The following is a 13,612-nucleotide window of genomic DNA, read 5'->3' on the forward strand; positions in this document are numbered from 1 at the left end:
CATGAGCGCGATACTCCTGCTGAACGGGCCCAACCTCGGCATCCTCGGGCAGCGCGAGCCCGAGGTGTACGGCACCGACACCCTGGCCGACATCGAGCGGGCCGTGCGCGAGGAGGTCGCCGGGAGGGGCTGGGAGGTCATCTCCGTCCAGAGCGACTCCGAGGGCGACCTGGTGCGCGCCGTGCACGCCCACTACGGCACGGTCGGCGCCCTGGTGAACCCGGGCGCCCTGATGGTCGCCGGCTGGAGCCTGCGCGACGCCCTGGCGAACTACCCCCGCCCCTGGGTGGAGGTCCATCTGTCGAACGTCTGGGCCCGTGAGCAGTGGCGCCACGAATCGGTCATCGCACCGCTCGCCTCGGGTGTGGTGGTGGGCCTCGGCTCGCTCGGCTACCGGCTCGGGGCCCGCGCCCTGCTCACCATCGCGGGCGGGGCCCGGACGGCCGCGCCGTCGCTGGCCGCCACCGCGTAGCCCGCGCCCGCAGCCGCAGCCGCAGCCCCGACCGTCTGCCTGTCCGGCCCTCTGCCCGTCCGACCGTCCGACCGTCCGCCCACAGGAGCCCCGCATGAGCACCAGCGTCACGTGTTCCCAGCAGTGGATACGCCGCTACCACCCCAAGCCGGAGCGTCGTATGACCCTGGTCGCCCTGCCCCACGCAGGCGGGTCGGCCAGCTACTTCCATCCGCTGTCGGCGGCGCTCGGCTACGACGTCGAGGTCCTCGCCGTGCAGTATCCCGGCCGGCAGGACCGGCGGCACGAAGCCCTGGTCGGCTCCGTGCACGAGCTGGCCGACCAGGTCGCCCTGGCCCTCATGCCGTGGGCCGGGCCCATCGCGCTGTTCGGGCACAGCATGGGCGCCACCGTCGCCTACGAAGTCGCCCGTCGCCTGGAGGAGGGCGGTTCGCCCGCCGCGGCCCTGATCGTCTCCGCGCGCCGCGCCCCGTCGGTCGTCCGCGCCGACGGCTTCCACGAACTCGACGACGAGACCCTGCTGAAGGAAGTCATGCTGCTGGGCGGCAGCGATGCCGCGCTCGCCCTCGACGAGGAACTGCTGCGGCTCACCATGCCGGTGCTGCGCAACGACTTCCGGGCGGTCGCCACGTACCGCTGCGCGCACGCCGAACCGCTGACGGCCCCCATCACGGCGCTGGTCGGATCGGCCGACCCCCGGGTCACCGTCCGGGAAGTCGAGGAATGGCGGCGCCACACCAGCACCGGATTTTCCCTGCACGTTTTCGACGGCGGCCATTTCTATCTCGCCGAGCACTCCGACGCGGTCACCGGACTGCTGCGCTCGACACTTCGACCGCATATGTTGCAAGGGAATTGAACGGCAGACCGCAATTCCTTGCCGAAGGGCACGAGAGGCCGGGGAGAATAACCGTGAGCCATCTGGGAATCGACATAGGCGGTACGAAAGTGGCGCTGCGGCTGGAACGCAACGGCGCCGCCGTGGGCGCGCGCCCGCAGGAGACCCGGTTCACCTGGCCGCACGAGGGGGGTGCGGCGGCCGACCTGGAGGCGCTGGCGTCCGCCCTGGCCGCGCTGCGCCGTCCGCCCGGCGATCCGGTGACCGCGGTGGGCGTGGCGCTGCCCGCGGCCGTGGACGCCGAGGGAAGGGTACGCGGCTGGCCCAACCGGCCGGCCTGGCAGGGGCTGGACGTACGACGCCGGCTGTCGGCCCTGCTGCCCGGCGCGCAGGTGCGGATCGCCGACGACGGCGACCTCGCCGCGCTCGCCGAGGCGCGGGCGGCGGGCTGCCGCGACCTGGTGCACTTCGGCGTGGGCACGGGGATCGGCGGTGGCATGGTGCTGGACGGGGTGATGCGGCCGGGAACCGCGCGCGGCTCGTGCGAGGTGGGTCATGTCGTCGTCGACCTGAGCGGGGGCGCCCGGTGCGACTGCGGCCGGCACGGCTGCGTACAGGCGCTGGCCTCGGGGCGGGCGACGTTGCGGCGGGCCGCGCGGGCGCTCGGACGGCCGGTCGACTTCGCCGAACTGCGGCAGGCCTGGACCGATCACGAGGAGTGGGCGGTGGAGACGGTGACGGCGGGCGCGGCCGCGCTCGCCGCGGCCGCGGTGTCGCTGGCCGAACTGGCGCACCCCGAGGTCATCACCATCGGCGGCGGCTTCGCGGCCGGCCTGCCCGGCTACGTCGCGCTGGTGACGGACCAGGTCACCGCCCTGCGACGCCCCGCCGGCCCGTCCCCCGAAGTCCGCGCGGCCGCCCTGGGCGCGCTCTCCTCCCTGGACGGCGCGGTCCTCCTCGCCCGCGGAACGGGCACCGGCGCCGTGACGCCCGGAGCCGCCTGAAGCCCACGCCCCCGCGACGGGCGCGCACCCCGGCCGCCCGACGGCGCTACGGCCGCCTTCGGCTGTGCTGCACCGTGCGGGTGCGGCGGGCGTAGCCGACCCGGTGCTCGCAGCGGCCCACGCCTGCCGGGCGCCGGGCCGTGTGCTGCCAGTACGGCCTGGACTCGGGGGTCAGCGCCGGGTCCTGGTTGAGGATGGCCAGTTCCAGGGACCGCAGCTCCTGCCCCGGGTCCAGCCCGAAGTTGTCCAGCAGCGCGGTCCGGGTGCGCTGGTAGGCGGCGAGCGCGTCGTGCTGCCGGCCGGCCCGGTAGAGGGCCACCATCAGCAGCCCGCACAGCCGCTCGCCGGTGGGCTCCGCGGCGGCCATCTCCTCCAGCGTGCCGAGGATCTCGTGGTGCTGCCCGCGCCTGAGCAGTTCCTGCGTGTAGTCCTCGAAGACGCTCATCCGCAGTCCGGTGACCGCTTTCAGCTCCGGCCAGTCGATGCCGGACTCGACGAGGTCGGCCAGGGCCGGCCCGCGCCACAGCGAGAGCGCAGAGCGCAGCATGTCGGTTCCCGACTCCCGGTGGCCCTCCGCGAGTTCGGCGCGCCCGAGGTCCACCTGACGGCGGAAGTGCCACAGGTCCAGGTGGCCGTCGGCGACGCTGAGGCGGTAGCCGGGTGCGACGGTCGTGAGCCGTACGGCCCCGTCGGGCCGCGCGTGCCGCTCGATGATCCTGCGCAGCCCGGACACGGCGTTCTGCACCATCTTCCGGGACGTCGCGGGATTGTCGTACCCCCACAGCGCGTGAATCAGTTTGCTCGTCGGCACGACCTCGTTGGCGTGCAGGAGAAGGAATCCGGTGATGGCCCGCTGGTTGAATCCACCGAGTTCCACGAAGCTTCCGTCGGCTACCGCTTCTAAAGGGCCGAGCAAGTTGAATCGCATGGAAGAGCCACCCCCCGGTCGGCGCGGCAGCCGGAGCTGCGTCCAGAAGTACCTCTACAGTAAAAAACCATCCGACCTGTTTGTCAAGGCCGGTGTACATCCTGTGACGATGCCCGGATCCGCGAGAAACAGCAGCTCAAGGGCCATTTTGCACGATCTTTGACAGTCGGGTGATCCATGCGACCCACTCGCTCCGGCACGCGGAACGTTCGTTCCGCTCCCCCACGGGCCCCCTCCGGGACGGTGGGCGGACAGTTGCCGTCCGGTGTGCGCGGAGAAACCGGGGCCCCCTGAGGGGTTGCTAGCTTCGGCGCGTCGGAAACTCGAAACCACGTTCGTACGGAGGGAACCAGTGGACCTGGTCGAACGCGTCGAGAAGGAAGCAGAACTCACCCGAATACTCAGCGAATTCAGCGCCGGAAAGGGCGCCGTGGTACTGCTCGAAGGCCCCGGCGGCAGCGGAAAGACCGAACTTCTGCACACCATCGCCGGCCAGGCCCGCCAGGGCGGGAGCCTGGTGCTGCACGCCGGCTGTTCCAGGGCCGAGAGCGCGCTGCCGTTCGGAGTCCTGGGACAGCTCTTCTCCTCCATGCCGACGGCGGACGGCCCGGTCGCCCGGCTGCGGGCCCTGCACCGGCGTCTGAACGCCGAGGCCACCGCCGACGATCCCGCCCACGACACCGCCGCAATCGGCCCCGGACTGGCCCGGCTGCTCGACGAGGTGACCGCGACTCTGCTCGAACTCGCCAAGACTGCACCGGTGTTCATCGGCATCGACACCATCCGGCACGCCGACCCGCAGTCGCTGGCGTGCCTGCTCTACCTGGTGCGCCGGACCGCCTCCGCTCGCGTGATGGCCGTCCTCACCGACGACACCACCGCCCACCGCGGCCTCTTCCGCACCGAGCTGCTCGACCAGCCGCACACCCACCGCCTCGCGCTGGAGCCGCTGACCGAGGGCCAGGTCGCCGCGCTGCTCGCCGGGCGCCTGGAGCAGGCCGAGGCCGAACGGCTCGCCGGCGAGTTCCACACCGTCAGCGGAGGCAACCTGCGGCTGCTGCGCGCGCTGCTCGACGACCACCTGGCCTGCGGCGGCGTCCGCAAGGACGGCTACGGCAGCGCGGTCCTGCGCCAGCTCGGCCGCCTGGAGGAACCCGTGACGGCCGTCGCCCGCGCGCTCGCGGTGCTGGGCAGCGCCGAGGCGCCCGACCGGCTCGCCCGGCTCGCCGGGGTCGACGACGGCACGGCCGTCGCCGCGCTGCAGACCCTCGCCTCCGTCGGCCTGGTCGCCGGCGCCAAACTGAGCCACGACATCGCCCGGGAGGCCGTCCTCGACGACCTTCCGCCCGAGGAGCGCACCGCCCTCCGGCTCGCGGCCGCCGCGCTGCTGCACGAGCAGGGCTGCCCGCCGCGGGACATCGCCCCGCTGCTCATCGAGGCGGACCGGCCGAGCGGCGCCTGGAGCGTGCACGTCCTGCTGGCGGCGGCCGAGCAGGAACTGCTGGCCGGCCGGTCGCAGCACGCCGCCGCCGCCCTGGAGGCCGCGCTGCGCGCCCCCGTCGGCTCCAACGCCGAACGCGCCTCGATCGAGTCGCGCCTGGTCCAGGTGCGCCGGCTGTTCGACCCGGCGACCGCCGAACGCCATCTGACGGCCCTGACCGCCGCCGCCCGCGCCGACGAGCTGACCCCGGCCCGCACCCTCGACCTGGTACGTCAACTGCTGTGGCAGGGCCGCGCCGCCGAGGCGGGAGAGCTGCTGGACCGGCTGCGCACCGCCCGCCCGGAGGCGCACAGCGAGGCCGCCGCCCTGCTGGACGACACCGAGAAGTGGCTGGCCTGGACGCATCCCACGGTGGCCCGCCGCACCCACCGCCCGGCCGGCCGGGGCCGCCCCGCCGCGCTGCTCGCCGACGCCCTGGTCAACGGACGCGCCCACGAGGTCGTCGGCCAGGCCCACCAGGTGCTCAAGGACCGCGGCCCCACCTACGACCTGAGCTGGCCGGAGGAGCCCGCGCTGCTCGCGCTCGGCGTGCTGCTGTGCACCGACTCCCCGGACGCCGCCGCCTGGTGCGACCGGCTGCTGCGCGAGGGCCACACGCCGTACTCGCCGACCTGGATGGCCATGCTGTCGTCCATGCGCGCCGAGGCCGCGCTGCGGCTGGGCGATCTCACCGGCGCCGTGGACCACGCCCAGCAGGCCCTCAACCACATCCATCCGGGCGCCTGGGGCGTCGCCGTGGGCGCACCCCTGGGCAGCCTGGTGCTCGCCACGACCCGTATGGGCCACTACGACGAGGCGGGCGCCTATCTGACCCATTCCGTCCCCAAGCACCTCTTCGACACCCGCTACGGTCTGCACTACCTGCACGCACGCGGCCAGTACCACCTGCTCACCGGCCATCCGCACGCGGCGCTCGCCGACTTCCTGGCCTGCGGGGACCGGATGCGCGCCTGGGGCATCGACGTTCCCGGCATCGTGCCGTGGCGCACCAGCGCGGCCGAGGCCTGGCTCGACCTCGGCAACCGGGAGCAGGCCGCGCGCCTGGCCTACGACCAGCTCGGCCGGCCCGGCACCAACGGCGCCCGCCCCCGGGCGGCGGCCCTGCGGGCGCTGGCGGTCGGCGGCCCGGTGGCGCGTCGGCCGCAGATGCTGTCGGAGGCGCTGGACCTCTACGAGCGGTGCGGCGACCGCTACGAGCAGATCCGGGTCCTCGGCGATCTCGCCACCGCCTATCACGAACTCGGCGACAACCGCCGCGCGCGTACGCATGTGCGGCGCGCCCGTCACCTGGTCGGGCTGTGCGACGCCGCCTCGCTCTCCGAGGCACTGCTGTCCTTCCCCGACGACGGCGAGGAGCAGACCTCCCCGGCCGGCGCCGGCTCCGGTGACGGGGCGCTGCTCACCGGCTCCGAGCGGCGGGTCGCCGCGCTGGCCGTCGGCGGCTACACCAATCGGGAGATCGCGGCCAAGCTGTTCATCACCGCCAGCACGGTGGAGCAGCACCTCACCCGGGTCTACCGGAAGCTGGGCGTGCGCTGCCGCAAGGACCTGCCGGTCGAGCTGGCCACCAGCGTCACGGAGGCGTTCGCCGGGCAGGAAGCGTGAGAGGGCGGGGCGGACCGGATCGGTCCGCCCCGCCCTCGGGCTCGGGCTCGGGCTCAGGTCGTCAGGCGAGGCGCAGCCGTGCCAGGTGTTCCCGGTACCAGGCCAGGCTCGCCGCCAGACCGGCCCCGAAGCCCGGTCCGGGCGTCAGGCCGGTGCGTTCCCACACCCGTGCGCTGTCGTAGTAGTAGTCGTCGGTCAGCAGCTCGTACTGATGCGGCGTCAGCTCCGGCAGCAGGCGCGACGACAGCTCCCGGTGCGCCGAGCGCGGCAGGTCGGTGCTGGGCAGCGGCACACCGAGCCCGCGGCACAGCCGGGTCGCCGCGCTGCGCACCGTGACGGGACGCGGATGGTTGACGTGGTAGGCGGCGCCGCGGTCGGCGTCGGTCCACCCGCTTCTCGCGAACGCCCCGACCACCCCGGCCAGTTCGTGCACGCCGATGAGGGAGCTGCGGGCCCTGCCGCCCTCGGACCACACCGGTACCTTGCGCAGCAGCCGCAGGAACAGGGGGACGTACCACCGGTCGCCGGGCCCGTAGACCAGGTTGGGCCGCAGCACGACCCCTCCGTGCGCCCGCACCGCCTCCTCGGCGAGCAGGCGCGAGGCACTCGCGGGGGACACCGGGGCCGGCGTCAGCCTGCCCTCGCGCACCCCCCGGTGCGGTCCGTGGCCGTACACCGCGGCGGTCGAGACGTACAGCACGCGGGCCACCCGGGCCGACTTCACCAGGGCGCGGGTCCCCTCCACGTTGACCGCTTCGGCGAGGGCCTTGTCCCGGCCGACGTAGCTGGCCAGGTGGAGCACCGTGCCCACCCCCTCGCCGCAGCCGCGCAGGCTCTCCGGAACCATGAGGTCGCCGGGAATCCTCCGCGCACCCGCCGACGTCATCCATTCCGGCAGTGGCCGGCGCGACAGCACGCGCAGGTCCGCCACCGGTGGTCCGGAGACCGAGGGCCGCAGCAGTCCCCGGACCACGGCGCTGCCGATGAACCCGGTGCCGCCCACGACCAGGACCGCTCGCCCGTTCGCAGATTCAGCCGGCAAGGATCCGCACCTCGCAGCCGGCGACCGTGGCGCCGCCCTGGTTGAAGCTGACCGAGACGGTGCGGACGCCCTCCTCGCGGGCCGGCTGCGGTGTCGCCGTCACCAGGCACGTGCTGTCGAACTCCACGTACTTCCGGTAGGTGGAGTCGCAGGCGACGATGAGGCCGTCGGGCCGCCCGAGCACCGCGAGCGCGGCCTGCCGGGCCGCCTCCATGATGACCATGCCGGGCACGTGGTCGACCGGGTGGTCGAAGAGCACCGGGTGGTCGCGGTCGTAGCGCAGGGTCCACACGCGCTCCATGTTGGTGACGCCGAGGACCACGTCGAACGCCGAGGTCCGGCCGACGTGTTCCGGGGCGACGGGCTCCGACGTGGGCAGTCCGGGCACGTTCTGCGCCCGCTCCCCGCGCAGCCGCCGGTAGGCGGTCTCGGCGACGCACTGCGCGGCTATCGTGCCGGAACCGACGCCTGTCCCGTCGCGGAGGCAGTCCACGTCGAGGTCCATCGCGGCGATGTTGCGCCCACGGCGTCTGACGTTGCGGCAGCGGACGTCCAGCAGGATGTCAGCGGGGCGTTCGGCGATGAGGGCGCCGTCCGACTCCATGCTGTAGGAGAGGCTGCTGGAGAGGAACCGGTGCCCGAAGGGCACCTCGTAGGCGAGGTGGGATATGGCGAGCAGGGCCTGGCGAATCGATTCGCCCAGCAGCATCGGGTCGTGCCAGCGGCCGGCGACCCGGCCGTAGTAGGAGTGGCTGCGGGGCCACTGCACCCCCACCCGGAAGTGATCGTCGCTCGCCTGGCGAATCCCGGTCACCAGAACCTCGGAGACCGCGGCGCGGTGCACGACGGCGCGGGGGACGGACTGGAGGAAGAGCTCGGAGTCGTCTAACGACGAGGTTTCGCGCTGTTCGAGAAAAGAGGGAACGCTCATCAGTGCCTCCTGAGGGATGTCTGAGCAGGACAAACGCCAAGAAAGACGTACTGGGGGCGGGTGAAGCGTCGCGAGAAACAGTACCAGTTAGTTGGTTTTTTGTGAGGGGGACGGGCAAACTGATGGCGAGAGCGGGTCGCGACCTGCCAGAAGGAGGACGCCGCGACGACAGCTCCGGTCACTGAGCGAAGGGGTTGGACGCATGGCCAGGCAGGAACGCGCGGAGGTCACCCGGGCCGCCATCCTGGAGGGCGCGGCACGCGTCTTCGACGCTGAGGGGTTCCACGGCACCACTCTCGGCGACATCGTCAAGGAGTCCGGGGTGACGAAGGGCGCCCTCTACTTCCACTTCTCCTCGAAGGAGGAGCTGGCACAGCACCTGATCGACGAGCAGTTCTCCGCACTGGCCCCCATGGAGAACCTCGACAACCCCGGTCTGCAGTCGGCCATCGACATCCTCCACCACATGGCGCGCGTGCTGGTGGAGAACGTCCGGGTGCGGGCCGGGATCCGGCTCGTGACCGACCAGAGCTCCAAGACCAGCATCGTCAGCGAGCCGTACACGAAGTGGATAGAGATCTTCCGCAAGTGTCTGGCCGAGGCTCAGCAGCGCGGGGACGTCAAGGCCGACGTCGACTGCGAGCGGGTGGCCGCGATGATCGTCGGCTCCTGGACCGGGATCCAGCTCAGCTCCCAAGTGCTGTGCGGGCGCAAGGACTTGTCCGAGCGGACGACCCTGATGTGGGAGGTGCTGCTGCCCGGCATCGTGCCGCCGCGCAGGCTGGCCCGCTTCCACCCGGAAGGCAGCGCCCAGGTCGCCGAACAGCTCTTGGGCGCCGCGGGGTAGAGCCTGGCCCCGGAGCCCCCGTCAACGCGCCGGGCAGGGCTCCGGCACCCCGGTGCGGAAGCCGCCGGCCGCCGGGAAGGGGACGAACGCCCCGAGCAGGACGTTCCACAGATCCGTGATCTGCTGCGCCGCGTCCCTGTCCGGCACGCGGCGCGCGGCGAGCGACTCGACCGAGAACAGCGTGACCATGGCGAGCACCCGGCCCGCCTGGCCGGGCAGGTCGCCGCGCAGTTCCCGTCGTTCGGCCGCGCGCGCGAGCTGCCGCTCGACGCCCGCCAGCCACAGCGCGTAGTGGTCGAACTCCTCTCCCAGCTGTGTGCGTTCGCGGTGGAAGCGCAGGGCGGCGCGCAGCGTGGGCTCGCCGTGGAGCAGCCGGCTGAGCCCGTGCGTGAGATCGATGAGCTGCTGCAGGGCGGAGCCGCCCGGGTCCGGATCGATGTCGAGCAGATCCTCCAGCAGGCCGTACGAGTGCTCGGTGACGGCGTCGGCGACCTCCTGCTTCGACCCGAAGTGGAAGTAGAGCGCCCCCTTCGACACCCCCGCCTCCCGGCTGATGTCGTCGAGGGTGGTGCCGTTGTAGCCGTTTTTCTCGAACCGGTCCGCCGCCGCCGAGACGATGCGCTGAAGGGTGCGCCGGGCGCGCTCCTGTTTGGCCATCCCAAGTCACTCCATTGCCTGTGCCTGCCTGCTGGTCCTCCCCGCGAGCATTGTAAAACCGGGCGATTGGTATTTGTTATCCGGTCGCCCGGCTTTTTTCATGCTCGGGGCTGTCCGGTCAGGCCGCGCTCAGACGTTCGTGGACCCAGTCGGTGATCTCCCGGGTCGGGGTGCCCGGCGTGAAGACGGCCGCGACACCCAGGCCGAGCAGTTCGGGGATGTCCGCCTCGGGGATGATCCCGCCGCCGAACACCGTGATGTCCGCCGCGCCCTCCTCCCGCAGCAGGCGCATGACCTCGGCGAAGAGCGTCATATGCGCCCCCGACAGCACGGACAGCCCGATGCCGTCGGCGTCCTCCTGGAGGGCGGTGTCCACGATCTGACGGGGCGTCTGGTGCAGTCCGGTGTAGACGACTTCGACTCCGGTGTCACGCAGCGCCCGGGCGACGACTTTGGCACCCCGGTCATGGCCGTCGAGACCGGGCTTGGCCACGACGAGACGGATACGGCTCACGTTCTTCCCCTCCTCACAGGGCGTCGACCGGCACGTACACGCCCCACACCTCGCGCAGGGCGTTGCACACCTCGCCGACGGTGGCGCGGGCGCACAGCGCCTCCTTCATCGGGTACAGCACGTTGTCGTCACCCGCGGCGGCCTTCTTGAGCTGCGCCAGCGCGGCGTCGACCTGGGACTGCTCACGCCAGGCACGCAACTTGCAGAGGCGTTCCGCCTGTTGACGTTCGATGGCGGGGTCGACGCGCAGCGGCTCGTACGGCTCCTCCTCGTCCAGCTGGAACCGGTTGACCCCGACGACCACCCGCTCGCCGCTGTCCGTCTCCTGGGCGATGCGGTAGGCGCTGCGCTCGATCTCGTTCTTCTGGAAGCCGTGCTCGATGGCCGTCACCGCGCCGCCGAGGTCCTCGACCTTCTTCATCAGCTCCAGCGCCGCCGCCTCGACGTCGTCGGTCATCTTCTCGATGACGTACGACCCGGCGAAGGGGTCGACGGTCGCCGTCACGTCCGTCTCGTAGGCGAGGACCTGCTGCGTGCGCAGCGCCAGGCGCGCGGACTTGTCCGTCGGCAGCGCGATCGCCTCGTCGAAGGAGTTGGTGTGCAGCGACTGCGTGCCGCCCAGCACCGCCGCCAGACCCTGCACCGCGACGCGGACCAGGTTCACCTCCGGCTGCTGGGCGGTGAGCTGCACCCCCGCGGTCTGCGTGTGGAAGCGCAGCATCAGCGACTTGGGGTTCTTCGCACCGAACTCGTCCCGCATCACCCGCGCCCAGATCCGGCGCGCGGCACGGAACTTCGCGACCTCCTCCAGGATCGTCGTGCGGGCCACGAAGAAGAACGACAGGCGGGGCGCGAAGTCGTCGACGTCCATGCCCGCGGCGACCGCCGTGCGGACGTACTCGATGCCGTCGGCGAGGGTGAACGCGATCTCCTGGACGGGCGAGGCGCCCGCCTCCGCCATGTGGTAGCCGGAGATCGAGATCGTGTTCCACTTCGGGATCTCGGCCGTGCAGTACTTGAAGATGTCCGCCATCAACCGCAGGGAGGGCTTCGGCGGGAAGATGTACGTGCCGCGCGCGATGTACTCCTTCAGCACGTCGTTCTGGATCGTGCCGGTGAGCTGGTCGGCGCTCACCCCCTGCTCCTCCGCCACCAGCTGGTACAGGAGCAGCAGCACCGCCGCCGGCGCGTTGATCGTCATCGACGTCGAGACCTTGTCCAGCGGAATCCCGCCGAACAGCACCCGCATGTCGTCGATCGAGTCGATGGCCACGCCGACCTTGCCGACCTCGCCGGACGCGATCGGCGCGTCCGAGTCGTGGCCCATCTGGGTGGGCAGGTCGAACGCGACCGACAGCCCGGTCGTCCCGTTGGCGATCAGCTGCCGGTAGCGGGCGTTGGACTCCACCGCCGTGCCGAAACCCGCGTACTGGCGCATCGTCCACGGACGGCCCGTGTACATCGTCGGATAGACACCGCGGGTGAAGGGGTAGGCCCCCGGCTCCCCGAGCTGCGCCGCGGGATCCCAGCCCCGCAACGCGTCGGGCCCGTAGACCGGTTCGATGGGCAACCCGGACTCGGAATCACGTGCCATGGGTTCTTTCCGCCCTTCTGTGTCGGTGTCCACGCCCGTCGCGCGGGTTCGCCACTGCTGCCGGACGCTTCGGATGCTAGGGAGAGCCGGACGCCGGACCATCCCCTATCGCCCCCTTGACTACGGCTCGCGACCGCGACCGGCCCGCCGCCGGTCCCCCACGATGGGGGCCCAGGCACCGCGGATACAGGGAGGTCGATGTCAGTGGGAGTCGTCATCGTGGGCGCGGGAGCGGCCGGTGTGCACACCGCGGTCGCGCTGCGGGAACGCGGCTACACCGGTTCGGTGACCCTGGTCGGGGGCGAGCCGCACCGCCCGTACGACAGGCCGCCGCTGTCCAAGGCGGTGCTGCGCGGCCAGGGCCGGCCCGGCGACGTGGTCTTCGACATCGACTTCGAGGACCTCGGCATCGGCCTCGATCCGGGGCGCACGGCAACGGCCGTGGTGCCGGGCGAACGGCGCCTGATCACCTCCCGGGGCGACCTGGGGTACGAGACGCTCGTGATCGCGACCGGCGCCGACCCGGTACGGCTGCCGGGCGCGCCGGCGCACGTCCTGCGCACCCTCGACGACGCCGAGCGGCTGCGCGCCGTGCTGGACGCGCGGGGCGAGCTGGTGATCATCGGGGCCGGCTGGATCGGCGCCGAACTCACCACGGCCGCCCGGGAGGCGGGATGCCGGGTCACGGTGGTCGAGGCGGCCGGAGCACCGCTCGGCGGAGCTCTGCCCGCCGAGGTGGCCGCGCCGATGGCGGCCTGGTACGCGGAGGCGGGCGCCGAACTGCGCACCGGCACCCGCGTCGCCGAGGTGGAGCCGGGCGGGGTGCGCCTGGCGGACGGCGACCGGCTGCGGGCGGACGCGGTCGTGGTCGGGGTCGGCGCGCGGCCCGCGACGGACTGGCTCGCCGGTTCGGGAATCGCCCTCGGCGCCCGCGGCGAGGTGGCGGCCGACGCGTATCTGCGGGCCTCCGTGCCGGACGTGTACGCGGTCGGGGACTGCGCGTCCTTCCCGTCGGCGCGTTACGGGCAGCGGCTGCTGGTGCACCACTGGGACAACGCCCTGCAGGGGGCCAGGACGGTCGCGGCACATCTCACGCAGGGGGCCGGGGCGCCGGCGTACGACCCGGTGCCGTACTTCTGGTCGGAGCAGTTCGGCCGGGTCGTGCAGTACGCGGGGCACGCCGCCCCCGGGGACACGGTGGTGTGGCGCGGGGCGGCGGGCGACGGGCTCGGGCGGGGCGCCGGAACCGGCGGGGCGGGGAGCGGGGACGGCTGGAGCGTGTGCTGGATGCGCGGGGAGCGCCTGACGGCCGTACTCGCCGTGGACCGGCCCCGTGACCTGGCGCAGGGCCGCCGCCTGATCACCGCCGGGACGGCGGTCGAACCACGGCTGGTCGCGGACCCGGACGTGCCGCTGAAAGCAGCACTCCGGGAGCCCGCCGCGAGCACGGCCGGAACCTGACCGGTCCCCGGCTCCCACCACCCCCACGCCACGACACACCCGGCCGCACGGCCGCACAAGGCGAGGCGGGCTCGGGCACGCGCCGACCCCCTCGGGCCGGGGACCCGCACAGGACACCAGCGCGCCGCGCCGACCCGGCGGAGCACGACCGGAAGGTGACGGCCCCCAGCTCCCATCGCCCCCACACCCGACACACCCGGCCGCACGGCCGCGCGAGG

At 72.7% G+C, this 13,612-nt stretch carries 12 protein-coding genes; 6 read left to right on the forward strand and 6 right to left on the reverse strand.

Going from position 1 to position 13,612, the window contains the following annotated elements:
- Window position 1: 1 nt before the first annotated feature.
- From ACZ5GT_RS23840 to ACZ5GT_RS23850, 3 genes are all read left to right on the forward strand, one after another.
- Complete coding sequence (locus ACZ5GT_RS23840) at window positions 2–472, forward strand: type II 3-dehydroquinate dehydratase (protein WP_469029328.1); 471 nt, start codon at window positions 2–4, stop codon at window positions 470–472.
- 94 nt (window positions 473–566) lie between these two features.
- Window positions 567–1,331 carry a thioesterase II family protein gene (locus tag ACZ5GT_RS23845; RefSeq protein ID WP_469029332.1) on the forward strand — a complete coding sequence of 255 codons (765 nt, stop codon included), beginning with the start codon at window positions 567–569 and terminating at the stop codon, window positions 1,329–1,331.
- Between the two features lie 53 nt (window positions 1,332–1,384).
- Window positions 1,385–2,314: an ROK family protein gene (locus tag ACZ5GT_RS23850; protein WP_469029337.1), complete on the forward strand. Its 930-nt coding sequence runs from the start codon at window positions 1,385–1,387 to the stop codon at window positions 2,312–2,314.
- Between the two features lie 46 nt (window positions 2,315–2,360).
- Here ACZ5GT_RS23850 and ACZ5GT_RS23855 read toward each other — a convergent pair whose 3' ends face one another.
- Window positions 2,361–3,242 carry an AfsR/SARP family transcriptional regulator gene (locus tag ACZ5GT_RS23855; protein ID WP_469029340.1) on the reverse strand — a complete coding sequence of 294 codons (882 nt, stop codon included), beginning with the start codon at window positions 3,240–3,242 and terminating at the stop codon, window positions 2,361–2,363.
- A gap of 352 nt (window positions 3,243–3,594) precedes the next feature.
- Between ACZ5GT_RS23855 and ACZ5GT_RS23860 the strand changes: the two genes are divergently transcribed.
- Window positions 3,595–6,348 (forward strand): helix-turn-helix transcriptional regulator, encoded by a 2,754-nt coding sequence (locus tag ACZ5GT_RS23860; RefSeq protein WP_469029343.1) that lies wholly within the window; start codon window positions 3,595–3,597, stop codon window positions 6,346–6,348.
- Window positions 6,349–6,409: 61 nt separating this feature from the next.
- On the opposite strand, the gene ACZ5GT_RS23865 is transcribed toward ACZ5GT_RS23860, so the two are convergent.
- Window positions 6,410–7,390, reverse strand: a complete 981-nt coding sequence (locus ACZ5GT_RS23865; protein WP_469029346.1) for an NAD-dependent epimerase/dehydratase family protein — start codon at window positions 7,388–7,390, stop codon at window positions 6,410–6,412.
- Window positions 7,380–8,321: a ScbA/BarX family gamma-butyrolactone biosynthesis protein gene (locus ACZ5GT_RS23870; RefSeq protein WP_469029348.1), complete on the reverse strand. Its 942-nt coding sequence runs from the start codon at window positions 8,319–8,321 to the stop codon at window positions 7,380–7,382. Before ACZ5GT_RS23870 ends, ACZ5GT_RS23865 begins: the two co-directional genes overlap by 11 nt.
- A gap of 202 nt (window positions 8,322–8,523) precedes the next feature.
- Here ACZ5GT_RS23870 and ACZ5GT_RS23875 point away from each other — a divergent pair, with 202 nt between their 5' ends.
- Window positions 8,524–9,168, forward strand: coding sequence for a ScbR family autoregulator-binding transcription factor (locus tag ACZ5GT_RS23875; protein ID WP_469029351.1), 645 nt, complete (start codon window positions 8,524–8,526; stop codon window positions 9,166–9,168).
- Window positions 9,169–9,189: 21 nt separating this feature from the next.
- Here the strand turns inward: ACZ5GT_RS23875 and ACZ5GT_RS23880 are convergent, their stop codons facing one another.
- The 3 genes from ACZ5GT_RS23880 to ACZ5GT_RS23890 form a co-directional block, all read right to left on the reverse strand.
- Window positions 9,190–9,825, reverse strand: a complete 636-nt coding sequence (locus tag ACZ5GT_RS23880) for a ScbR family autoregulator-binding transcription factor (protein ID WP_469029355.1) — start codon at window positions 9,823–9,825, stop codon at window positions 9,190–9,192.
- A gap of 118 nt (window positions 9,826–9,943) precedes the next feature.
- On the reverse strand, window positions 9,944–10,339 hold the full coding sequence (locus tag ACZ5GT_RS23885) for a cobalamin B12-binding domain-containing protein (RefSeq protein ID WP_469029361.1): 396 nt from the start codon (window positions 10,337–10,339) through the stop codon (window positions 9,944–9,946).
- Between the two features lie 13 nt (window positions 10,340–10,352).
- Window positions 10,353–11,933 (reverse strand): acyl-CoA mutase large subunit family protein, encoded by a 1,581-nt coding sequence (locus ACZ5GT_RS23890; RefSeq protein WP_469029365.1) that lies wholly within the window; start codon window positions 11,931–11,933, stop codon window positions 10,353–10,355.
- Between the two features lie 198 nt (window positions 11,934–12,131).
- Between ACZ5GT_RS23890 and ACZ5GT_RS23895 the strand changes: the two genes are divergently transcribed.
- On the forward strand, window positions 12,132–13,394 hold the full coding sequence (locus ACZ5GT_RS23895) for an NAD(P)/FAD-dependent oxidoreductase (RefSeq protein ID WP_469029369.1): 1,263 nt from the start codon (window positions 12,132–12,134) through the stop codon (window positions 13,392–13,394).
- Window positions 13,395–13,612: the final 218 nt, after the last annotated feature.

The organism is Streptomyces sp. NPDC031340, from assembly GCF_055569945.1.